22 protein-coding genes are annotated in these 22,000 nt (G+C 70.7%); 6 read left to right on the forward strand and 16 right to left on the reverse strand.

Translation table 11 applies throughout. The annotated features are described in order from the left end of the window. Positions 1-97: 97 nt before the first annotated feature. The 11 genes from ACIOC0_RS38010 to ychF all read right to left on the reverse strand — a co-directional run bounded on the left by ACIOC0_RS38010 (position 98) and on the right by ychF (position 11,587). On the reverse strand, positions 98-805 hold the full coding sequence (locus ACIOC0_RS38010) for a hypothetical protein (RefSeq protein ID WP_402161269.1): 708 nt from the start codon (positions 803-805) through the stop codon (positions 98-100). 134 nt (positions 806-939) lie between these two features. Then, the gene (locus ACIOC0_RS38015) at positions 940-1,443 is read right to left on the reverse strand and encodes a copper chaperone PCu(A)C (RefSeq protein WP_402161272.1); all 504 of its coding nucleotides are present in this window, start codon (positions 1,441-1,443) and stop codon (positions 940-942) included. An 8-nt stretch (positions 1,444-1,451) separates the two neighbouring features. Beyond that, entirely contained in the window at positions 1,452-3,752 is a 2,301-nt protein-coding gene (locus ACIOC0_RS38020; protein ID WP_402161275.1) for a heavy metal translocating P-type ATPase, read from the reverse strand. After that, complete coding sequence (locus tag ACIOC0_RS38025) at positions 3,752-4,021, reverse strand: hypothetical protein (RefSeq protein ID WP_402161491.1); 270 nt, start codon at positions 4,019-4,021, stop codon at positions 3,752-3,754. Before ACIOC0_RS38025 ends, ACIOC0_RS38020 begins: the two co-directional genes overlap by 1 nt. A gap of 144 nt (positions 4,022-4,165) precedes the next feature. Then, positions 4,166-5,116 (reverse strand): GlxA family transcriptional regulator, encoded by a 951-nt coding sequence (locus tag ACIOC0_RS38030; protein ID WP_402161278.1) that lies wholly within the window; start codon positions 5,114-5,116, stop codon positions 4,166-4,168. Between the two features lie 180 nt (positions 5,117-5,296). Next, positions 5,297-5,926, reverse strand: coding sequence for a DJ-1/PfpI family protein (locus ACIOC0_RS38035; RefSeq protein WP_402161281.1), 630 nt, complete (start codon positions 5,924-5,926; stop codon positions 5,297-5,299). A gap of 103 nt (positions 5,927-6,029) precedes the next feature. Then, entirely contained in the window at positions 6,030-6,806 is a 777-nt protein-coding gene (locus ACIOC0_RS38040) for an ABC transporter ATP-binding protein (protein ID WP_402161283.1), read from the reverse strand. Next, positions 6,803-7,879 carry a FecCD family ABC transporter permease gene (locus tag ACIOC0_RS38045; protein WP_402161286.1) on the reverse strand — a complete coding sequence of 359 codons (1,077 nt, stop codon included), beginning with the start codon at positions 7,877-7,879 and terminating at the stop codon, positions 6,803-6,805. The genes ACIOC0_RS38040 and ACIOC0_RS38045 overlap by 4 nt, the downstream gene beginning before the upstream one ends. Further along, complete coding sequence (locus tag ACIOC0_RS38050; RefSeq protein WP_402161493.1) at positions 7,860-8,930, reverse strand: ABC transporter substrate-binding protein; 1,071 nt, start codon at positions 8,928-8,930, stop codon at positions 7,860-7,862. The genes ACIOC0_RS38045 and ACIOC0_RS38050 overlap by 20 nt, the downstream gene beginning before the upstream one ends. Before the next feature lie 221 nt (positions 8,931-9,151). Beyond that, on the reverse strand, positions 9,152-10,138 hold the full coding sequence (locus ACIOC0_RS38055; protein ID WP_402161496.1) for a GlxA family transcriptional regulator: 987 nt from the start codon (positions 10,136-10,138) through the stop codon (positions 9,152-9,154). A gap of 360 nt (positions 10,139-10,498) precedes the next feature. After that, the gene (gene ychF / locus ACIOC0_RS38060) at positions 10,499-11,587 is read right to left on the reverse strand and encodes a redox-regulated ATPase YchF (protein WP_130441592.1); all 1,089 of its coding nucleotides are present in this window, start codon (positions 11,585-11,587) and stop codon (positions 10,499-10,501) included. A gap of 331 nt (positions 11,588-11,918) precedes the next feature. On the opposite strand from ychF, the gene ACIOC0_RS38065 reads away from it, so the two are divergent. After that, positions 11,919-12,446: a DUF6542 domain-containing protein gene (locus tag ACIOC0_RS38065; RefSeq protein ID WP_402161290.1), complete on the forward strand. Its 528-nt coding sequence runs from the start codon at positions 11,919-11,921 to the stop codon at positions 12,444-12,446. Between the two features lie 61 nt (positions 12,447-12,507). Here ACIOC0_RS38065 and ppgK read toward each other — a convergent pair whose 3' ends face one another. Both ppgK and ACIOC0_RS38075 read right to left on the reverse strand, forming a co-directional pair. Beyond that, entirely contained in the window at positions 12,508-13,254 is a 747-nt protein-coding gene (gene ppgK / locus ACIOC0_RS38070) for a polyphosphate--glucose phosphotransferase (RefSeq protein ID WP_402161293.1), read from the reverse strand. A gap of 29 nt (positions 13,255-13,283) precedes the next feature. Beyond that, positions 13,284-14,321: a 4-hydroxy-3-methylbut-2-enyl diphosphate reductase gene (locus ACIOC0_RS38075; protein WP_402161296.1), complete on the reverse strand. Its 1,038-nt coding sequence runs from the start codon at positions 14,319-14,321 to the stop codon at positions 13,284-13,286. 132 nt (positions 14,322-14,453) lie between these two features. Between ACIOC0_RS38075 and xseA the strand changes: the two genes are divergently transcribed. From xseA to ACIOC0_RS38090, 3 genes are all read left to right on the forward strand, one after another. Next, positions 14,454-15,677, forward strand: a complete 1,224-nt coding sequence (xseA, locus tag ACIOC0_RS38080; RefSeq protein ID WP_402161298.1) for an exodeoxyribonuclease VII large subunit — start codon at positions 14,454-14,456, stop codon at positions 15,675-15,677. Next, entirely contained in the window at positions 15,674-15,916 is a 243-nt protein-coding gene (locus ACIOC0_RS38085) for an exodeoxyribonuclease VII small subunit (RefSeq protein ID WP_402161300.1), read from the forward strand. The genes xseA and ACIOC0_RS38085 overlap by 4 nt, the downstream gene beginning before the upstream one ends. 199 nt (positions 15,917-16,115) lie before the next feature. Then, positions 16,116-16,706 (forward strand): malonic semialdehyde reductase, encoded by a 591-nt coding sequence (locus tag ACIOC0_RS38090; protein WP_402161303.1) that lies wholly within the window; start codon positions 16,116-16,118, stop codon positions 16,704-16,706. Between the two features lie 282 nt (positions 16,707-16,988). On the opposite strand, the gene ACIOC0_RS38095 is transcribed toward ACIOC0_RS38090, so the two are convergent. Beyond that, positions 16,989-17,513: a DUF4245 domain-containing protein gene (locus tag ACIOC0_RS38095; RefSeq protein WP_402161306.1), complete on the reverse strand. Its 525-nt coding sequence runs from the start codon at positions 17,511-17,513 to the stop codon at positions 16,989-16,991. A 126-nt stretch (positions 17,514-17,639) separates the two neighbouring features. Here ACIOC0_RS38095 and glpX point away from each other — a divergent pair, with 126 nt between their 5' ends. Then, positions 17,640-18,674: a class II fructose-bisphosphatase gene (gene glpX / locus ACIOC0_RS38100; protein WP_402161308.1), complete on the forward strand. Its 1,035-nt coding sequence runs from the start codon at positions 17,640-17,642 to the stop codon at positions 18,672-18,674. 199 nt (positions 18,675-18,873) lie between these two features. Here glpX and ACIOC0_RS38105 read toward each other — a convergent pair whose 3' ends face one another. Together ACIOC0_RS38105 and ACIOC0_RS38110 are read right to left on the reverse strand one after the other, a co-directional pair. After that, positions 18,874-19,248: a WhiB family transcriptional regulator gene (locus tag ACIOC0_RS38105; protein ID WP_130441576.1), complete on the reverse strand. Its 375-nt coding sequence runs from the start codon at positions 19,246-19,248 to the stop codon at positions 18,874-18,876. 117 nt (positions 19,249-19,365) lie between these two features. After that, positions 19,366-20,052, reverse strand: a complete 687-nt coding sequence (locus tag ACIOC0_RS38110; RefSeq protein WP_402161312.1) for a DUF1707 domain-containing protein — start codon at positions 20,050-20,052, stop codon at positions 19,366-19,368. A gap of 192 nt (positions 20,053-20,244) precedes the next feature. On the opposite strand from ACIOC0_RS38110, the gene ACIOC0_RS38115 reads away from it, so the two are divergent. Beyond that, a complete protein-coding gene (locus tag ACIOC0_RS38115) occupies positions 20,245-21,912 on the forward strand; it encodes a fumarate hydratase (protein ID WP_402161315.1) in 1,668 nt (555 codons plus the stop codon). Positions 21,913-22,000 lie beyond the last annotated feature (88 nt).

The following is a 22,000-nucleotide window of genomic DNA, read 5'->3' on the forward strand; positions in this document are numbered from 1 at the left end:
GCACATGGGTGCCCCGAGGTGAGGAGTCCGCCGGTCGAGCCGCGCGCGAGGACGCCGCGGGAGGGTGGCGGGGTGAGCCCCGGTGGATCCGGCTGTCTCAGAGGACAGCGGCGCCCTCGGGTGGCCCCCGGAAGGTGAGGGAACAACACAGCAGCAGCCGTACGGGAGCCGGACACGCGGCAGCGCGGCACCCGCGCACGGACGGTCGGTCGAGCGGTGCGGGCAGGGCCAGCAACAGCCGCAGAGGGGCCACCAGCCTGGCCGCCGCCGCCCGCAGGACGCGGAAGACGGCTCGCTCGCCGTGGGCCAGCCACAGCCCGCACAGGGTCGCGGCGAGCAGGTGGGCGGCGAACATGCCGACCGAGGCCGTGCCGCTCATGCCGGCCATGTCGTGCGCGTGGTCGAGGCCGCTCATGCCGTGCATCGAGTGCGCGGCGGCCCCCATGTCCATACCGCTCATGGAACCCATGTCCATGGAGCCCGTCGAGCCCATGTCCATCGAGTGCGCGCCCGGGGAAGTGCCGGCGTGCGGGACGGCCGACTCGGACGCGAGCGTCTGCGCCAGGGAGAACGTCTCGTGGAGCACCGCCTGCGCGGCGGTCACGACCGCGACGATCAGTGTCCGGCCGCGTTCCCGCCCTGCCAGCAGCCAGCCGGCCGCACCGGTCCCGGCCGCGCCCGCGGCCATGGCCCACCAGGGCACGGGAGTTGCCGACATCGTGGCGTGACCGAGGGCGGCGAGCAGCACACAGACGGCGGCGAACACGCCGGCCCGCGTCGTGCGGCACCACCCTCGGACAGTCATAGCCCGCTCATCCTCGCACCCGGCATCCGAACGTCGTCAGAGGGTACGTACGGACTCCCACCCCTCGACTCACCGACACCGGGGTGACTCAACTCACACCCGGCAGCCGGGAACTCGGAGTCCGCGACGGACGACTACTGGAAGGAGACCTCTCCTGGCCGCACCACCACGGCCAGGGACTTCACCGGGCCGCTGCGCCGGAACTCCAGGGTGAACGACACGAGGTCACCCGACCGCCACCCCGCCGAAGGCACGGGCACGGTCAGGTCCACGCCGCTCGGCGACATGGCGAGGGTGTCGCCCGCGGCGACGGAGACGGAGTCGATCTGGGAGCGGTAGGCCGCGTTGCCCTGCCGCATGCGGTGCCGGGAGAGCGTCACCTCGCCGGACACATCACGTGCCGTGATCCTGACCAGTGCGTCGGCAGAGCCGCCCGTGTTGGCTATGTGGAAGAACGCGGCTGTCTCCGGGACTCCGGCGGACGGCAGCAGCACCTTCCCCTCGGTGACCTGGATGCGGGCCGGACTGCCCGCCCGTCCGGTGCCGATCCAGGTGGTCAGACCGGCAAGGGCGACGCTGCACGCGGCAACGGGCACCAGGGCGGCAAGCGCGGTGTCCCGCAGCCGTCGGGGGTCCATGACCCGCTTCATCGGGCACCGGCCCTCGCGCCGCGCGCCCCGCCGCCGCTCCGGCCGCGGGCGACGGACGGCTGCCAGCTGCGCAGCCGCAGGCTGTTGGCGACCACCAGCACGGAACTCAACGACATGGCGGCGGCGGCGAACATGGGATCGAGCAGACCGACCATGGCGAGGGGCACGGTGACGACGTTGTAGCCGAACGCCCAGGCCAGGTTGGCCCGGATCGTGCCCAGCGTGCGCCGGGCGAGCCGGACCGCGTCGACGAGCGCCTCGATGTCGCCGCGCGCGAGGGTGAGGTCGGCCGCGCCGATGGCCACGTCGGTGCCGCTGCCCATGGCGATGCCCAGGTCGGCGGCGGCGAGCGCGGCGGCGTCGTTCACGCCGTCGCCGACCACCGCGACCCGGTAGCCCTCCTCCTTCAGCTGTTGTACGAGGGCGGCCTTGTCGTCGGGGGTGCAGCGGGCGTGCACCTCGTCGATGCCGAGGGCTCCGGCGACGGCCTCGGCGGGTGCCCTGCGGTCGCCGGTGGCCAGCACCGGGCGGATACCGAGCCGCCGCAACCGGTCCACGGCCCGGTAGCTGCCGGGGCGCACCAGGTCGCCGACGGCGATGAGCGCTTTGGCCCGGCCGTCGACCTTCACCAGGACCGGTGTGTGCGCGGCCTCCTCCGCGGCGGCCAGCGCCTTGGCCAGCGCGCGCGGCAGCCTGCCGTCGGGCGCGCCCACCTCGACCGTACGGTCGTCCACACGGCCGCTGACTCCGAATCCCGGGACCGCGGCGAAGTCCGTCACGTCCGGCAGCGGTTCGTCCGCTTCCTTGCGGCGCGCGTACGCGGTGACCGCCCGCCCGATCGGATGCTCGGAGCCCTGCTCCACCGCCCCGGCCAGCCGCACCGCCTCCGCCTCGCTGAGCGCGCCCGGCAGCGCGGTGACCTTGGCGACCGTCATATGGCCGGTGGTCAGAGTGCCGGTCTTGTCCAGGACGACGGTGTCCACGTGCTGCAGGGCCTCCAGCGTCTGCGGACCGCTCACCAGCACGCCCAGCTGGGCACCGCGGCCGGTGGCCGCCATCAGGGCGGTCGGGGTCGCGAGGCCCAGCGCACAGGGACAGGCCACCACGAGTACGGCCACACAGGCGGTGAGCGCCGCCTGCGGGTCGGCTCCGGCGCCGAGCCAGAAGCCGAGGACGGTCACCGCGATCGCCAGCACGACGGGTACGAACACTCCGGCGACCGCGTCGGCCAGCCGCTGTGCCCGCGCCTTGCCGGCCTGTGCCTCCGTGACCAGGCGGGTGATCCGGGCCAGCTGGGTGTCCGCGCCGACCGCCGTGGCCTCGACGAGCAGCAGCCCGCCCGCGTTGACGGCGCCGCCGACCAGCGCCGATCCCGGGCTCACCTCGACGGGTTCGCTCTCGCCGGTGACCAGGGACAGGTCCACCGCCGAACTGCCTTCCGTGACCCGGCCGTCGGTGGCGACCCGCTCACCGGGGCGCACGACGAAGACCTGCCCCAGCCGCAGCTGCTCGATGGGGACCGACCGCTCGCCGTTCCCGTCGCGCACCGACACCTTCTTGGCCGCCAGCTCCGCCAGCGACCGCAGTGCCGCACCGGTCCCCCGCCGGGCACGGCCCTCCAGGAACCGCCCGGCCAGTACGAACAGGGGCACGCTCACCGCGGCTTCGAGATACAGGTGCGCCATACCCTCCGACGCGGACGGCACCAGGCTGAACGACATCCGCATCCCGGGCTCGCCCGCCCCGCCCAGGAACAGCGCGTACACCGACCAGGAGAACGACGCCACGACCCCCAACGAGACCAGGGTGTCCATGGTGGCCGTGGAGTGCCGCAGCCCCCGCAGCGCCCGGATGTGGAAGGGCCACGCGCTCCACACCGCCACCGGGGCGGCCAGCACGAAGCACAGCCACTGCCAGTTGCGGAACTGGAGCGCCGGCACCATCGACAGCACCAGAACCGGCACCGCGAGCAAAGCGGTGATCAGGAGCCGCTCCCGCTCGCGACGGGCCGCCCCGTCGGCATCCGCCCCGTCGGCGCCCTCGGGTACCTCCTGGTCCTCGGGCGGCGCGGGCAGAGCCGCCTCGTACCCGGCCTGCTCGACCGCGGTCACCAGTTCCTCGGGCGCCACAGCCGCCGGATGACTGACGCGAGCCAGTCCCGTGGCCAGGTTCACCGTGGCCGTGACGCCCTCAAGCTTGCCGAGCTTCTTCTCCACCCGGCGGACGCAGGCCGCACAGGTCATCCCGCCCACGGTGATGTCCGTGACCACCAGGCTCGCCGTCGGTTCGGCCGCCATCACTCACCACTCCCGTGCCCCATGCCCGGCATGTCGTCCATGCCGCCGTCACCGCCATCACCGCCGTCGCCGTCGCCGCCCCCGCCACTTCCCCCTGTTCCCCCGGTGCCCTGGATGCCGGGCGCCACCGGGCCCGCCGCCGATCCGACGGCGTAGGACACCGAGAACACCAGGACGAGAAGGAGCAGGAAGCCGCAGAGCGCGGGAGGGGGCAGCACTCTGCGGAGGGTCCCGCCGACGGGGCGGGGTGACAACGGAATATCGGCCATGCCCGGCCTTTCCTGGTCGCGTCGAACCGTCTTGGAGAAGATGGCAGTCGTAGCCGTACCGCTCCAGTAGTCGAGCTGACGGAGCATCGAGTTCCGACACCTAATCGTGACTCGCATCACATGCGCGCCGGAAGGCAGTCGCCATCAAGAGAACCGCTCCCGGTAGTCGAGCGGTGAGATGCCCAGCACCCGGTGAAAGGCATGCCCCATCGTGGCGACGGTGCCGAATCCCGTCTCCTCCGCGACGGTTTCGATACTGCGGAGCGTCTCGGTCAGCAGGCGCGACGCGACCGCCACCCGGGCACGTTCCACGTACACCCTCGCCGACATACCGGTCTGCTCCCGGAAGAGGCGGGAGAGGTGCCGCTCGGACAGACCCGCGCGCCGGGACAGGGAACGCAGCGTCAGATCCGCGTCCGGGTGGGCGAGAACCATGCGCTGCACCTCACGCAGGGACGCGTTCCGCGCCTCCCGGAGATGCAGTTCGGCGGACTGGGCCTGCCCGCCCGGCCTACGCACGTGGGTGACCAGGTTCCGAGCGACGACGTGGGCGGCCTCCCTGCCCAGATCCTGCTCCACCAGATCGAGCGCCAGGTCGACGCCGGACGCGATGCCGCCCGCGGTCGTGACGGGCCCGTCTCGGACCACGGTCACCCGCGCGTCGACCTCGACGGCCGGATGGCGGCGCTGGAGCTCCTCCGCGAACTGCCAGTGCGTGGCCGCCCTGCGGCCGTGGAGGAGACCGGTCGCGGCGAGCAGGAAGGCGCCGGTGCACACAGACGCGGCCCGCCCCGCCCGTCCGACCAGGACGCTGATGGCCGCTACGGTCTCCTCGTCGAAGGCAGGGACGCCCTCAGCACCGGGCACGACCACCGTGCCCGCGTCGGTCACGTCCTCGAAGGCCGCATCCGGCACGACTCGGAGCCCGCTGGACGTGCGGACCGCAGCACCGCCACGGGACGCCGTCAGCACCTCGTAGCCGAACGCCTTCCTACTCGGCTCCGCCTCGACAGCCGCGGTCGCCGCGGAGAAGACATCAGCGGGGCCCGAGACGGTCAGGCTCTGGACCCCGTCGAACAGGGGAATGAGCACCACATGCCGTGCCCCGCTTCCACCCGGGCGATCCATCAAGCGCCTCGCTCTCCGTCTCCTGCGCCGCTGCGGCCTCCTGGCGGAATCGAGCGGCACCGGTCCAGGAGTCGGACTCTTCGGTGCCCGGGTTCCGGAACAAGCATGTGGCGTGCGCCACACGAAGGCCCCCGGTGGCTCACACGGTCACGCGGACGGAAACAGCGTGAACAGCTTCTCGACGACCTCCGCCGGAGCTGAGTTCGGGGAGCCCGCGTGATAGGGCGGCTCCGGTGCGTACTCAATGAGGAGTTGAAGGGCTTGCGCCACGTCGTGGTCGGCGATCAGGCCCGCCAGGGTCAGAGCCATGTCGATGCCCGCCGAGACGCCTGCCGCAGTCGCGTAGTGACCGTCGATGACGACCCGTTCGTTCGTCGGCGTCGCGCCGAACTCGGCGAGATGCTCCAGCGCCCCCCAGTGGGTGGTCGCCCGGCGGCCGTCGAGGACTCCGGCGGCGGCAAGGATCAGGGCGCCCGTGCAGACGGAGGCCGTCCACGCAGCGGTCCGGTCGACCGTGCGCAGCCATGTGTGCAGGGCCCCGTCGGACATCTGCTCCGCCTGCCCCGGGCCGCCGCCGACGATCACCATGTCCGGGCGCGGCACGTCGTCGAGACATGCCACGACGTCGGCCGACAGACTGCCCAGGTCGTTGCGGACCAGGCCCGGCTGTTCGGCGACGAAGACGACCTCGGTGTCCGGGAGGCGGCCCAGGACCTCATACGGCCCGATGACGTCCAGCGCCGTGAACCCGGGGTAGAGAACGATCGCGACCTGCATAGAGGGGACTCCTTCAGTTGCCTTGGTGGCGGGCGGTTGCCTTTGTGACGGAACGGTCCGAACGGACACCGGACATCCGGCTGACCGCCGTGGACATGGACGCTCAGCAACGGGCGACGGACGCGACCGCGATGCGAGGCCGGCCCGTGATCGGGTGGGTGTCGAGCACCGCACGCACCCCGAACACGTCATGCACGAGACCGGGCGTCAGTACCTCGGTCGGCATGCCCACCGCCACGAGCCTGCCTTCCTTAATGACCGCGACCCGGTCGCAGTAGGAGACCGCGTGGTCGAGATCGTGCAGGGCCGTGAGCGTCGTCAGGCCCAACTGCCGGAGCAGGTCGAGGACTTCGAACTGCGCGCGCACGTCGAGGTGATTCGTCGGCTCGTCGAGTATCAGCAGCCCCGCTTCCTGCGCGAGCGCACGGGCGATCAGGACACGCTGCTGTTCACCGCCGGAGAGCGTCGAGAACGACCGCTGGGCCGCCCAGCGCATGTGTACGTCCTCAAGTGCCTGCTCGATGACCTGGCGGTCCCGTTCGCCGTCCCGTTCGAGCATGCCCTTGCGAGGCGTCCGGCCCATGGCCACGACCTCCCGGACGGAGAACTCCGCACCGAGCACGGTGTGCTGGGTGACGAGCGCGCGCCGTCGTGCCGCCTCCCGCGCGGACAGGTTCCACACGCTCTCGCCATCGATGAGCGCCGCCCCGCCGCTGGGTCTCAGGACCCGGTAGGCGCTGCGCAGGAGCGTGGACTTCCCGCTGCCGTTGGGACCGACGAGACCTACGATCTCCCCCGGCTCGACGCGCAACGACACCTCGGAGACGATCCGTGTCGAAGCGATGTCGATGCTGACGCCTTCGAACTCCAGCCGCGTCACGATCCCTCCCCTCGGCTGCTGCGGCGGAGCAGCCACAGCAGTGCGGGCACGCCGATGCCGGCGGTGAAGATGCCAGCCGGCAACTCGTTCGGCCGGGCCACCGTGCGGCTCGCGAGGTCGACGAGGACCAGGAAGGTCGCTCCGACGAGCATGGACGTCGGCAGGACACGCCGGTGCTCGGCGCCGACAACAAGGCGGGCGATGTGGGGGATCACGAGTCCGACGAATCCGAGCCCGCCAGCGACCACGACGATGGTCGCGGTCATCAGCGACGTCACCACGAGCAGCCGACGCCGAACCCGGTGCACGTCGACCCCGAGCCCGGCCGCCGCGTCATCGCCGATCATGAGCGCGTTGAGGGCGCGCCCCTGGGCGAACAGCCAGACGACGCCAAGCGCGAGCGCGACGGTCGGTATGCGAAGGTCGGGCCACGCCGCCCCGGCGAGGCTGCCCATGAGCCAGAACATGATGCCGGCAAGCTGGTTCGGGTTCGTCTGCAACTGCACGAAGCTCGTGGCCGCGACCGCGAGATAGCCCACGGCGACTCCGGCCAGGATCAGTCGCGTGTCGGTGAGCCGGCCGCTCCGCTGGGCGATCAGGAATACCGCGGCCATGGTGAGCACCGCCGCGACGAAGGCGCCGCCCGTCACTCCCAGCCCGTTCAACGCCGCCGAGCCGACCGCAAGCACGAGTACCGCTCCGAGCGACGCGCCGGGAGTGATCCCCAGCATGTAGGGATCGGCGAGCGGATTGCGGACCAGCGCCTGCAGCCCGACCCCGATGACACTCAGGCTCGCACCGACCGCCGCGGCCACGAGAACGCGCGGCAGCCGCAGCTCCCAGACGATCTGGTCCTGGAGCGGGTTCAGACCGCCGGTGTCACCCGTGATGTGGCGCAGGATCACGGTCCACACCTCACGGGCGGGGATGGTGACAGTCCCCATGGAGACTCCGGCGGTGACGGCCGCCGCGAGCGCCACGGCGAGCGCGCCGTACAGGAGTACGGTCGCGCGGCCCGTCACCAGGTGGGGACCGCGCGTCGGTACGGCGGGCCTACTGAGGGTGCGCCGCATCGGCGATCTTCTCCACGGCGTTCGCGTTCGTCGGCCCGATGAACGCGCCGTCCGAGACGCTGGTGTACGTCTTCGTCCTCGACGCCGCCCACTGCGGATACTTCTTGAACAGCTGGTCGGCGAACTGCTTCACCTTGCTCTTCTCGGAGGGATCGGACAGTCCGATCACGAGCACATCGACATCGGCGGACGCCAGCGCCTCGGCACTCAGGTTCGAGGTCAGCTCCGGATTCGGCTTGTCGCTCGGGAAGGCGTTCTCGCCGCCCGCCGCCTCGATGATGTCGTCGTAGACACCCCCGGAGAACACGGCCGGCAGGTTGTTGGCGCTCATCATCGCCATACCGGGATACGCCAACAGCACCTTTTTGCGATGCTCGCCCTTGACGCGATCCTTGACAGCCGAAATCCGGCCTTCGAGCTCGGCGACGAGGTCCGCGGCCTTTTGCTGCTCGTCGAAGATGACCCCGGTCTGCCTGATGAATTCAAACGTCGACGCGATCGACTGCCGGTCGTAGACGGCCTGATCCTCGGCCGAGGGATTCGTCGCGCCGTACGCGCAGTCGACCGGGTTGACGTACGACTTGATGCCGACCTTCGCCAACTGTTCCCTGGTGGCGAATCCGCTCTTGGCGTTGAACCCGCCGCTCCACGTCGACACCACGAGGTCGGGCTTGAGGTCGAGCACCTGCTCGGCGGGAACATCGAAATTCTTGTTCCACTCGACGCCCCGGGTCGGTAGTTTCGCGACTTCGGCGACCATCTTCGGGTCATCGGAAATGGTGACGCGTTGCGCGTTCGCGAGTACATGGCTCTGAAGGCCGAGAAGAACGTACGTCTCAACCTCTCCGACGGACGCGCCATTCATGATCAGGACACGCTTGGGCGGCGCGTCGAACGTCACCTTCTGGCCGCAGTTCTCCAACGTCAATGGATACGACGTTCTGGTCGGCGCGACGCTTTTCTCCGCGGCAGCCGAACCACCCGAACCGGACCCCGACGAGTCGTCGGAGCCGCATCCCGTGACCGGAAAAGTCAATGCGGCGGTGAACATCACGACGGCACATCGCTTCACTTTGGGCCGCATGGAAGAGACGGACGTCAAAGGCATCTACACATCTGCTTTCAGGAATTCACAGGCACATCCAGGGCGCGCGTTCGCACCAACTCGGCCTGCTCACAGAGCGTATGAGCGTTCCACCACGTCGTCGATGTCACACTGCCCAAGAAATCTGCCATTCCGCGGACCGGGAGGACGCGAAGCAGGACGCCGTCCTACCGAGGAATGGTGTCGAGCGTCGACGGCTTCGCGAACCTACTGCGGTACTCCGTCGGCGAGACGTCGAGTTCCCGCATGAAGGCGAGACGCATCGCCTCCGCCGTCCCGTATCCGCAAGCGCGCGCGATACGCACCACGCCGTCGCGAGTGTCCGTCAGCAGGCGCTGCGCGGCCTCCAGGCGGAGGAGATCCACATAGCGGCCCGGGGTCATCCCGACCTGCTCGCCGAACGCACGGGCGAACTGACGGGGAGACAGCCCGGCACGCTGCGCCAGCGCAGGAACCGACAGATCGGATGCCAGATGGGCGGCGGCCCAGTACTGGACCTCACGCAGCGGATCCGAACGCGCAACCTGCGCCGAGAGCTGCACGCTGAACTGCGCCTGGTTGCCCGGCCGACGCACGTAGACCACCAGCAGCCGCGCGATCTCGTGTGCCACCGCGCGGCCGTAGTCCTCCTCGACCAGGGCCATGGCGAGGTCCACGCCGGCCGTCACTCCCGCCGACGTGGAGATCGGGCCGTCCCGGACAAAGATCGGGACCGGGTCGACCAGCACCTGGGGAAACCTGTTCGCGAGGTAGTCACAGGAATCCCAGTGGGTCGTCGCCCGACGGCCGTCGAGCAGCCCGGCAAGAGCCAGGAGATACGCCCCGGTGCACACCGACATCACACGTCTCACGTGCGGAGCGCGCCCTCGAAGCCACGCCACGAGCCGGCTGTCGACGTCCCCCACGCCCGGCCCGCCCGGCACGAGAAGGAGGTCGGGATCCTCGGCGTCGGCCAGATCGAGATCAGGAACCAGCCGCAGGCCACCCGCGGACCGCACGGCCTCGCCTCCGAGTGAGGCCGTACGAACGACATACGGAGGCGTGTCGGTGCTTCCGGCGAAGCGTGCCGCCACCGAGAACACGTCCACAGGCCCCGCCACGTCGAGGGGCTGAACGCCGTCGAACAGGACGACGAGTACCGACTGGGTTCCCATCCGGGCGATACCGGCCCCGCGGGCATGGCTCATCACGCCGCCGAGGCTACTGGGTCGCCGGATGCGGCCGAGGCCCGCAGCAGGGCAGACCAACCGGACCCCGCGGAACTGGCTCAGCACCTCGCGCGCACAGCATCGACGCCCGAGGTATCCACACACCCCGAGGCGTCCACCCATGTTGTCCGCGTCCAGCACGGATCCAGCACGGTAGGGATGAGCAGGGGTGATGACAGGTGACGAGAGGTCAGAAAATCCAGCACCTATCCAGCACGGTAAAAATCAAGGGGCCTGACCCCGAAGAGCCAGACCCCATTTGACCTGCGCATTTGCCAGATCAGCGAAGTGGTGCTAAGTCACCCGCTAGACATTGAAGCGGAACTCCACCACATCCCCGTCCTGCATGACGTACTCCTTGCCCTCCATGCGGGCCTTGCCCTTCGCGCGGGCCTCCGCGACCGAACCCGTCTCCACCAGGTCGGCGAAGGAGATGACCTCCGCCTTGATGAAGCCCTTCTGGAAGTCGGTGTGGATCACTCCGGCGGCCTCGGGGGCCGTCGCGCCCTTCTTGATGGTCCAGGCGCGGGACTCCTTGGGGCCGGCCGTGAGGTAGGTCTGGAGGCCGAGGGTGTTGAAGCCGACCCTCGCCAGAGTCGCCAGGCCCGGCTCCTCCGCGCCGACCGACTCCAGCAGCTCCATGGCGTCGGCCTCGTCGAGCTCGGCGAGGTCCGCCTCCAGCTTGGCGTTCAGGAAGATCGCCTCGGCCGGGGCGACCAGGGCCCGCTGCTCGTTCTTGAAGTCTTCGTCCACCAGTTCGTCCTCGTCGACGTTGAAGACGTAGAGGAACGGCTTGGTGGTGAGGAGGTGCAGGTCGTGGAGGAGCTCGTTGCGCTCGGTGCCCTGGACGATGCCGTGCGCGAAGAGCGTGTCGCCCTTCTCCAGGATCTCCTTCGCCTCCTCGACCGCCTTCACCTTCGGGGCGATGTCCTTCTTGATGCGCGACTCCTTCTGGAGACGCGGCAGGACCTTCTCGATCGTCTGGAGGTCGGCGAGGATCAGCTCGGTGTTGATCGTCTCGATGTCGTCCTTCGGCGAGACCTTGCCGTCGACGTGGACGACGTTCTCGTCCTTGAAGGCGCGGATGACCTGGCAGATCGCGTCCGACTCGCGGATGTTCGCGAGGAACTTGTTGCCGAGGCCCTCGCCCTCGCTCGCGCCGCGCACGATGCCGGCGATGTCCACGAAGTCGACGGTCGCCGGGAGGACCCGCTGCGAGCTGAAGATCTCCGCCAGCTTGGCCAGGCGGGGGTCGGGGACGCCGACCACACCGACGTTGGGCTCGATCGTGGCGAACGGGTAGTTGGCCGCGAGCACGTCGTTCTTGGTCAGGGCGTTGAACAGGGTCGACTTGCCGACATTCGGCAGACCGACGATTCCGATCGTGAGCGACACGTTGCGACTTCCCGTAGTCAGAGGGCCAGGGGGCCAGACGGCCAGGGGCCAGCGGGCTGGCCGATCCACCAGTTTACGGCGTGCCCAGGACCGGCCCCGCTGGCCTCTCGAACGCAGTCCCGGGGCCCGTCCCCCGGCGTGTCCCGGGCCCGATTCGGCACATTAACCGACCTAAGTTGGTCCGATGGAGCACCACAGGACGCGCCCACGGCAGAGCACCCCGCGAGGCCGCACCCCACCAGTCCCGCCGCAGGTGGGGCGGAACGGGGGCAGTGGTGGTGGAGGCCGGGGCGGGGGGAGAGACAAGGGCCCGGGGGGCGCCGGGCGGCCCGTGCGGGGCGGCGGGCCGGCCGGACGCGGCTACGACGCCGTCCGTCGGCGGCCGCTCGGCGGCGCCAGGCCCGCGCCGGCCGCTCCGCCCGCCGCGTCGCCCGTACGGCGTCTGCCGAACCCCCGGCTCACCGGGCTCGGGGCCGGGCTCCTCTTCGGGGGGACGGCACTCGCGCTGGGGTGGCTCGACGAGCTGCTGTTCGGGGCCTCGCCGACGGTGTACGGCGCGCTGTTCCTGCCCCTCTGTGTGCTGGCCGGCCTCTGGGTGAGCGGGACGGAGCTGGTGGCGGCGCCGGTCGTCGTACCGATCGCCTACACGCTGGGGCTGCTTCCGATGACCGAGGCGGGGGACGGGATCGGGCATCGGCTGATGAGTCTGTTCACCGCCCTGGGCACGCAGGTCGGCTGGCTGTACAGCGGGACGCTGGTGGCGGGGCTGGTGGCGCTGGGCCGGGGCCTGGCACGGATGGCCCGCCGCCGCAGGGCCGCCCTGCGGGAGAGGGCTGTGCGGGGCGGCGGCAGGCGGTAAGCGCCGTGCGGTAGGCCGAAGGGGGAGGCGGGGCGGGCGGGGAAACGCCCGCCCCGCACTGTTACGCCTGCTTGGCCGCGTGCATCGCCGCGCCCACGATCCCCGCGTTGTTCTGCAGCTGCGCCGGGACGATCTCCGCCTCGATGCCCTCGATGTAGTGCAGGAACTTCTCCGACTTGCGGCTGACGCCGCCGCCGATGATGAAGAGTTCCGGCGAGAACAGCATCTCGACGTGCGCCAGGTACTTCTGCACGCGGTGGGCCCAGTGCTCCCACGTCAGGTCGTTGTCCTCCTTGGCCTTGCTGGAGGCGCGCTTCTCCGCGTCGTGGCCCTTCAGTTCGAGGTGGCCCAGCTCGGTGTTGGGGACGAGGACGCCGTCCACGAAGACGGCGCTGCCGATGCCCGTGCCGAAGGTCAGCAGGATCACGGTGCCGCTGCGGTCGCGGCCGGCACCGAAGGCGATCTCGGCGACGCCCGCCGCGTCCGCGTCGTTGACCACTGTGACCGGCAGGCCGCCGAGCCGCTCGCTGAAGAGGGCCCGCGCGTCCGTGTCGATCCAGTTCTTGTCCACGTTGGCCGCCGTGCGAACGTGGGATCCACCGGTGACCACACCCGGGAAGGTAAGGCCGACCGGGCCCGTCCAGCCGTAGTGCTCGACGACCTGCTTCACGCCGTCGGCCACGCCGTCGGGCGTCGCCGGGTGCGGGGTGAGCACCTTGAAGCGCTCCTCCGCCAGGTCGCCCCTGTCCAGGTCCACCGGGGCGCCCTTGATTCCGGATCCGCCGATGTCCACGCCGAAGATCTGCATGGCTCCACGTTACGACGGCCGACTGACAGTCACTCAGCGGGTGCCGGGGAGTCCGCTCCCGCCGCACCGCTGCCGCCGCGCTGGGCGACCAGTGCCGCCGCCTCATCGCGCAGGTCGCGGCGGAGTTCCTTGGGCAGCGAGAAGGTGATGTGCTCGTCGGCGGCCTTGACCAGTTCCACGTCCCCGTAGCCACGCTCGGCGAGCCAGGCGAGGACCTCCTCGACGAGGACCTCGGGGACGGACGCGCCGGAGGTGACGCCGACCGTGGTCACGCCCTCCAGCCAGGCCTCCTCGATCTCGCTCGCGAAGTCCACCAGGAAGGCCTCGCGCGCACCGGCCAGCTTGGCGACCTCGACGAGCCGCTTGGAGTTGGAGGAGTTGCGCGAGCCGACGACGATGACCAGCTCCGCCTCGGCGCCCATCTGCTTCACCGCGAGCTGACGGTTCTGCGTGGCGTAGCAGATGTCGTCGCTCGGCGGGGAGATGAGCTGCGGGAACTTCTCCTTGAGCGCGTCCACCGTCTCCATGGTCTCGTCCACGCTCAGCGTGGTCTGGGACAGCCAGACGACCTTGGAGGGGTCGCGGACCTCGACGCCCGCGACGTCGCCGGGGCCGTCGACGAGCTGGATGTGGTCAGGGGCCTCGCCGGAGGTGCCGATGACCTCCTCGTGGCCCTCGTGGCCGATCAGCAGGATGTCGTAGTCGTCGTCGGCGAAGCGGACGGCTTCCTTGTGGACCTTGGTGACCAGCGGGCAGGTGGCGTCGATGGTGGCGAGGCGGCCGCGCCGGGCCTCCTCGTGGACGACGGGGGCCACGCCGTGGGCGGAGAACATGACGATGTTGCCCGGGGGCACCTCCTCCGTCCGCTCGACGAAGATCGCGCCCTTCTTCTCCAGGGTCTGCACGACGTACTTGTTGTGGACGATCTCGTGGCGGACGTAGACGGGGGCGCCGTACTGTTCCAGGGCTTTCTCGACGGCGATCACGGCGCGGTCCACACCGGCGCAGTAGCCCCTCGGGGCGGCGAGCAGGACACGGCGGCCAGGCGAAGCAGTCATGTGGTCCATCGTAAGGCCGGGTGCCGGCCACCGATCGCGGCCGGGGGCTGCCGCCCCCAGGCCCTCGCTCCGGCCCTGACGGGCCTCGGCCTCGAACACCGGACGGGCTGAAATGTCAGTCGCGGCCACTACCCTCGCCGCATGGCTGTCAACACGTCCGCGGACTCCCCGCTGCCGGTCGGCGAGGTGTCCCGGCTCATCGGGAGGTGGATCGACCGGCTCGGCGCGGTGTGGGTCGAGGGGCAGATCACCCAGTTGTCGCGGCGTCCGGGCGCGGGCGTCGTGTTCCTCACCCTGCGGGATCCGTCGTACGACGTCTCCGTGAGCGTGACCTGCTTCCGGCAGGCGTTCGACGCCGTCGCGGACGTCGTCGGGGAGGGCGCGCGGGTCGTCGTCCACGCCAAGCCGGAGTGGTACGCGCCGCGTGGTCAGCTGTCGCTGCGGGCGGTCGAGATCCGGCCGGTGGGCGTCGGGGAGCTGCTGGCGCGGCTCGAACAGCTGAAGAAGTCGCTGGGGGCGGAGGGGCTGTTCGCCCGGGAGCGCAAGAAGCCACTGCCGTTCCTGCCGCAGCTGATCGGGCTGGTCTGCGGGCGGGCCTCGGCCGCCGAGCGGGACGTGCTGGAGAACGCCCGGCACCGCTGGCCCGCCGTCCGCTTCGAGGTGCGCAACGTCGCGGTGCAGGGGGTGCACGCGGTGCCGCAGGTCGTGCAGGCGGTGAAGGAGCTGGACGCCATGGCCGACGTGGACGTGATCATCGTCGCGCGGGGCGGCGGGAGCGTGGAGGACCTGCTGCCGTTCTCCGACGAGCAGTTGGTCCGGGCGGTCGCGGCCTGCCGTACTCCGGTGGTGTCGGCGATCGGGCACGAGCCCGACAATCCGCTGCTGGACCATGTGGCGGACCTGCGTGCCTCGACGCCGACCGACGCGGCGAAGAAGGTCGTGCCGGACGTGGGCGAGGAGCTGGAGCGGGTGCGGATGCTGCTCGGCCGGGCGCGGCGGTGTGTTGAGGCGCTCGTGGAGCGGGAGGAGCGTGGGCTCGCCCATGCGCTGGCGCGGCCCGTGATGCAGGATCCGCACCGGATGATCGAGGAGCGGGCGGACCACGTCACCTCGCTCACCGACCGGTCGCGGCGCACGCTGGGGCACCTCCTGGACCGCGCCGACTCCGAGCTGACGCACACGCACGCGCGCGTGGTGGCGCTGTCCCCCGCCGCGACGCTGAAACGGGGGTACGCCGTGCTGCAGAAGGCCGACGGGCATGTGGTCCGGGGGCCGGAGGAGGTGGCGGCGGCGGAGCCGCTGCGGGCGCGGGTCGCCGAGGGCGAGTTCATGGTGATTGTCGACGAGCAGGGATCGGACGCATGACGAGCAGGACGGACGAGGCGCTCGGATACGAGCAGGCGCGCGACGAGCTGATCGAGGTGGTGCGCCGCCTGGAGGCGGGGGGCACGACGCTGGAGGAGTCCCTCGCCCTGTGGGAGCGCGGGGAGGAGCTGGCCAAGGTGTGCCGGCGCTGGCTGGAGGGCGCCCGGGCCCGGCTGGACGCGGCGCTCGCCGAGGAGGAGGCGGAGGAAGGGGACGGGAGCCCCTCCGGGGACGCCTGACGGGGGCGCGCGAAGAGGTGCGCGTGAGGCTCCGGGTGGCCCGTGACGCCTCACGCGCACACCAGCACTCCGTGAGGTGGATCACGTCATACCTCTCACATCCCCGCCTTGTTGAACGTTGAACTTCTTTGGCGTACGGTCTTCCTGTCAGCCGGTCCGGCGCCGCCGGACCGGGACGCGCATTGGAGGAAGTTCCCGCATGTCTTTCGTTCTTGACCCCGCCGCCCAGGACCTGCTGTTCCGCGAGGCCCGCACCGCGAACGCGTTCACCGACGAGCAGGTCACCGACGAGCAGGTGCAGGCGATCTACGACCTGGTCAAGTACGGCCCGACCGCCTTCAACCAGACCCCGCTGCGCATCACCCTGGTCCGCTCCCCCGAGGCCCGCGAGCGCCTGGTGCAGCACATGGCCGAGGGCAACCAGGCCAAGACCGCCGCCGCGCCGCTGGTGGCGATCCTCTCCGCCGACAACGAGTTCCACGAGGAGCTGCCGACCCTGTTCCCGGCGTTCCCGCAGGCCAAGGACCTCTTCTTCGCCGAGCGCACCGCCCGCGAGGGCTCCGCCACGGTGAACGCCGCCCTCCAGGCCGCGTACTTCATCGTCGGCGTCCGCGCCGCGGGTCTCGCCGCCGGCCCGATGACCGGCTTCGACTTCGAGGGCGTCCGCAAGGAGTTCCTGGACGACGACCACACCCCGCTGATGGTCGTCAACATCGGCAAGCCTGCCGAGAACGCGTCCTACCCGCGCTCCCCGCGCCTGGCCTACGACGACGTGGTCACCACCGTCTGAGCGGCAACCGCATGACGCAGGCCCCCGGCGATGATCGCCGGGGGCCTGCGTCACATCCGGGGCGGCACGCCTCGGCCGCCGCACACTCACGCCGTCATCTGCGCCTGAGCCATAGGGCAGCTCGCGCCACCGTCGGCGCCCGAGCCGCCCGGCCGCTCGCCGGCTTCAGCGCCGGGCCACCGGGCCGCTCACGCCGGCTTCAGCGCCGGGCCACTGGAGCCGCTCACGCCGCCGTCCGCCCCTGAGCCGCCTGACCGCTCGCCGGCTTCAGCGCCGGGCCGCTCACGCCGTCTTCAGTGCCTGGGCCATCTGTGTCAGCCGGGCCCACGACGCGGTGCCGGCCACCACCGTCGTCGAGCCGTCCGCGCCTTCCTGCACCAGCGCGTTGTAGCGGCCGTCGACGTAGCGGACCCAGGTCCGGCCCGCCAGCTGCTCCGTCCTGTCCGTCCGGCGGGCGGCCTGCGTCGCCTCCTCGACGAACGTGGAGCGCTTCTCGGTGGACTGCTCGATCTGCACGTACTCCCCGTCCGGGGTGTGGAAGCCCAGGTGCCAGGCGTCGAACTGGTCGCCCCGGAACCGCACCGACGTCGCCTTCCACGTCGCTGGCAGCCCCTCGGGCGCCGCGACCGGGTACGAGGCCGCGCGGCGGGCGGTGAGGAGCTCCACGCGGTAGTCGACCGCCTTGGTCTCGGGCGGGGTGTCGTCATGCGGGACGAACATGTACATCACCAAGCCGGCGACCATGATCAGGCCCAGGGAGAGCACCATGTCCCGGACCGTCTGCATCTTGCCTTTCCTACCTGCCACGCTCCCTATCGTCGCAGGTGCCCGGGCCGCTCATCCGTGGGGTCCCCTGCTCATTTTGTCGGACTGGCGATAGAGTCAGGCTTCGAACCCTCATACGGCCGTCGCCGTATCAGAAAGGTGCGATCGATGACCGAGCATCATCATCTCCCGTCCGAGCTGGACGTTCCCTCCGAGGCGCCCGACCGCAACCTCGCCCTCGAACTGGTCCGCGTGACCGAGGCAGCCGCGATGGCCGCGGGCCGCTGGGTGGGGCGCGGCGACAAGAACGGCGCCGACGGCGCCGCGGTACGCGCCATGCGGACCCTCGTCTCCACGGTGTCGATGAACGGCGTGGTCGTCATCGGCGAGGGCGAGAAGGACGAGGCGCCGATGCTCTTCAACGGCGAGCGCGTCGGTGACGGAACCGGGCCCGAGGTGGACATCGCCGTCGACCCGATCGACGGCACCACGCTGACGGCCAAGGGCATGCCGAACGCGATCGCCGTCCTCGCCGCCACCGAGCGCGGGGCCATGTTCGACCCGTCCGCCGTGTTCTACATGGACAAGCTGGTCACCGGCCCCGAGGCCGCCGACTTCGTGGACATCGACGCGCCGGTCTCGGTGAACATCCGCCGGGTCGCGAAGGCCAAGCGGGGCACGCCCGAGGACGTCACCGTCGTCATCCTGGACCGGCCGCGGCACCAGGGCCTCATAGAGGAGATCCGGGCGACCGGGGCCCGCATCAAGCTGATCTCCGACGGTGATGTGGCCGGCTCCATCCTGGCGCTGCGCGAGGGCACCGGCATCGACCTGCTGCTCGGCGTGGGCGGGACGCCCGAGGGCATCATCTCGGCCTGTGCCGTGAAGTGCCTGGGCGGCACCATCCAGGGCAAGCTGTGGCCCAAGGACGACGAGGAGCGGCAGCGGGCGGTCGACGCCGGGCACGACCTGGACCGGGTGCTGACGACCGAGGACCTCGTCCAGGGCGAGAACGTGTTCTTCGTCGCCACCGGCATCACCGACGGTGAGCTGCTGCGTGGGGTGCGGTACCGGGCGGAGACGGCCACGACCGACTCGATCGTGATGCGCTCCAAGTCGGGCACGGTCCGGCGGATCGACTCCGAGCACCGGCTGAGCAAGCTGCGGGCGTACTCGGCGATCGACTTCGACCGCGCGAAGTAGCTACGCGGGCTGTTCGGCGGGGATCTGCGGGCCGTCGTGCGCGTGCGGGATCGCTGTGGCTGGTCGCCCACGCGGCTGAGCCGCAGATCGACACCGCACCGCGCCCCTGAAAGACGCACATGCCCGCGTCCCGACGAGGAACTCCCGGGTCCGGAATCGAGAAGGGCGCCCCCGGTGCGGAGGGGGCGCCCTTTTCGCGTCAGCCTGCCGCGGCTATGCGACCCGTGGTGTGCGCCGCCTTCAGGTCGAGGTCGCGGCGGCGGCGCCGGGCCAGGACCACGCGGCGTTCGGCGGCGGTGAGGCCGCCCCAGACGCCGTACGGCTCGGGCTGCAGCAAGGCGTGCTCGCGGCACTCCACCATCACGGGGCACCGGGCGCAGACCCGCTTGGCCGCCTCCTCGCGCGAGAGCCGGGCGGCGGTCGGCTCCTTCGACGGGGCGAAGAACAGCCCCGCCTCGTCGCGCCGGCACACCGCCTCGGTGTGCCATGGAGCGTCTTGGTCCCTGTCGCGCGCTGACACCCGCTGGGCCGGCACGGCGGCTACCTGCAAGGACGAATGCGGCGGTTGCAGCACGGTCTACTCCTGACGACGGCTTCGCGAGCGAGAGACGACGCAGCAAGCCCTACCCGCTGTGCGCGCGCCTATGCACAGGGTTCCCAGCCGCCGCCTGGGGAACCGCTTCGACCGGCGTCACCGGTCGAGGTGTTTGCGCAGGCTCTTGTCGACCTTGCGATGGACGCGGTCCAGGATGTCGGCGACGAGCCGCCCGCGCTTCGGCCGGCCCTCGATGTTGCCGAGGACGGCCCATCCGTCGACGTAGACCACCGGGGCGTCCGGCTCGGGCGAGTCGAGCGTCTCCACCTCGAAGTGGCCGAGGACGCCGCCGCCGGTGCCGCGCAGCGAGATGTTCTCCGGGACGTGGACCTCGACGCTGCCGAAGACGGAGATGGCCTTGATGACGACCTGCCGGTACTCGAACAGGGCCTCGCTGAGGTCGATCTCGACGCTGCCGAAGATCGCGTAGGCGTGGATGCGGCGGCCCGCGCGCCAGCGGCCCTTGCGGACGTTCGCGCTGAAGATCGCGACCAGGTTGTCGTCCGGGTCGGCGGGGATCGCGCCGGCCGGCGGGCGGTTGGGGGCGGACGCGTGGGGCGGGGCGTGCCGCTGGTGGGCGGCGGGCAGGTCCCGTATGTAGACGTCCAGTTCGCCGACCGTCTTGGCGCCGAGGACGCCCTCGACGCGCTCGGCGTGCTCATCGGCGGTGAGCCGGCCCTCGGCGAGGGCGTCGCGCAGGATGTCGGCGATACGGTCGCGGTCGGCGTCCGAGGCGCGCAGCTCGGCGGCGGCAGCGGGGGCGGTCTGCTTCTGAAGGTCCACGGCAGCAGCGTACCCAAACACGATAGATCGCGATAGTCCCCCGATCGGGTGCCGCGGACGGGCCCGCCGGGCGGAGCCGGCCGCCGAACTGAGCCTTACCTCACAAGCCCGGCCCCTCCGGGCAGGTTCTACGCTGGTGGGCGCTGCCAACGGAGGTCAGCCGCGCTGTCTGTCGAGTGAGGAATGGGCGAGATGCCTGAGTTCGAGTACACCGATCTGCTCCCCATGGGAGAGGACACCACCCCCTACCGGCTGGTGACCTCCGAGGGTGTCTCCACCTTCGAGGCCGACGGGCGGACCTTCCTCAAGGTGGAGCCGGAGGCGCTGCGCAAGCTCGCCGCCGAGGCGATCCACGACATCCAGCACTACCTGCGCCCCGCCCACCTCGCGCAGCTGCGGCGGATCATCGACGACCCCGAGGCGTCGGCCAACGACAAGTTCGTCGCGCTGGACCTGCTGAAGAACGCGAACATCGCGGCGGCGGGCGTGCTGCCGATGTGCCAGGACACCGGCACGGCGATCGTGATGGGCAAGCGCGGCCAGAACGTGCTGACCGAGGGCGGCGACGAGGCGGCGCTGAGCCGCGGCATCCACGACGCCTACCTGAACCTCAACCTGCGCTACTCGCAGATGGCTCCGCTCACCATGTGGGAGGAGAAGAACACCGGCTCCAACCTCCCGGCGCAGATCGAGCTGTACGCCACGGACGGCGGCGCGTACAAGTTCCTGTTCATGGCGAAGGGCGGCGGCTCCGCCAACAAGTCGTTCCTCTACCAGGAGACGAAGGCCGTCCTGAACGAGGCCTCCATGATGAAGTTCCTGGAGGAGAAGATCCGTTCGCTCGGTACGGCCGCCTGCCCGCCGTACCACCTGGCGATCGTCGTCGGCGGCACCAGCGCCGAGTACGCGCTGAAGACGGCGAAGTACGCCTCCGCGCACTACCTGGACGAGATCCCGGCCGAGGGCTCGCCGCTCGGGCACGGGTTCCGGGACAAGGAGCTGGAGGAGAAGGTCTTCGAGCTGACGCAGAAGATCGGGATCGGCGCGCAGTTCGGCGGCAAGTACTTCTGCCACGACGTGCGCGTGGTGCGGCTGCCGCGGCACGGCGCGTCCTGCCCGGTCGCGATCGCCGTCTCCTGCTCGGCCGACCGCCAGGCCGTCGCGAAGATCACCGCAGAGGGCGTCTTCCTGGAGCAGCTGGAGACAGACCCGGCGCGCTTCCTGCCGGACACCACCGACGAGCACCTCGACGAGTCGTCGGACGTCGTGAAGATCGACCTGAACCAGCCGATGGACGACATCCTCGCCGAGCTGACGAAGTACCCGGTGAAGACCCGTCTGTCGCTGACCGGCCCGCTGGTCGTGGCCCGTGACATCGCGCACGCCAAGATCAAGGAACGCCTTGACGCGGGCGAGGAGATGCCGCAGTACCTGAAGGACCACCCGGTGTACTACGCGGGCCCGGCCAAGACGCCCGAGGGCTACGCGTCGGGCTCGTTCGGTCCGACGACGGCCGGGCGCATGGACTCCTACGTCGAGCAGTTCCAGGCGGCGGGCGGCTCCAAGGTGATGCTGGCCAAGGGCAACCGCTCGCAGCAGGTCACCGACGCGTGCGGCGCGCACGGCGGTTTCTACCTCGGCTCGATCGGCGGTCCCGCCGCCCGGCTCGCGCAGGACTGCATCAAGAAGGTCGAGGTCGTCGAGTACGAGGAGCTCGGCATGGAGGCCGTGTGGAAGATCGAGGTCGAGGACTTCCCGGCGTTCATCGTCGTCGACGACAAGGGCAACGACTTCTTCAAGGACCCCGCCCCCGCCCCGACGTTCACCTCGATCCCGGTGCGCGGCCCCGGCCTGGCGTGATCCGCTGAACGGACGCCCGCCCCCGGTCACGCCAGGGGCGGGCGTCCGTTCGTCGGTGCGAGCCGGGTGCGGCACGTAGCCGGTCCGG

The organism is Streptomyces sp. NPDC088254 (assembly GCF_044740925.1).
Taxonomy (GTDB): domain Bacteria; phylum Actinomycetota; class Actinomycetes; order Streptomycetales; family Streptomycetaceae; genus Streptomyces.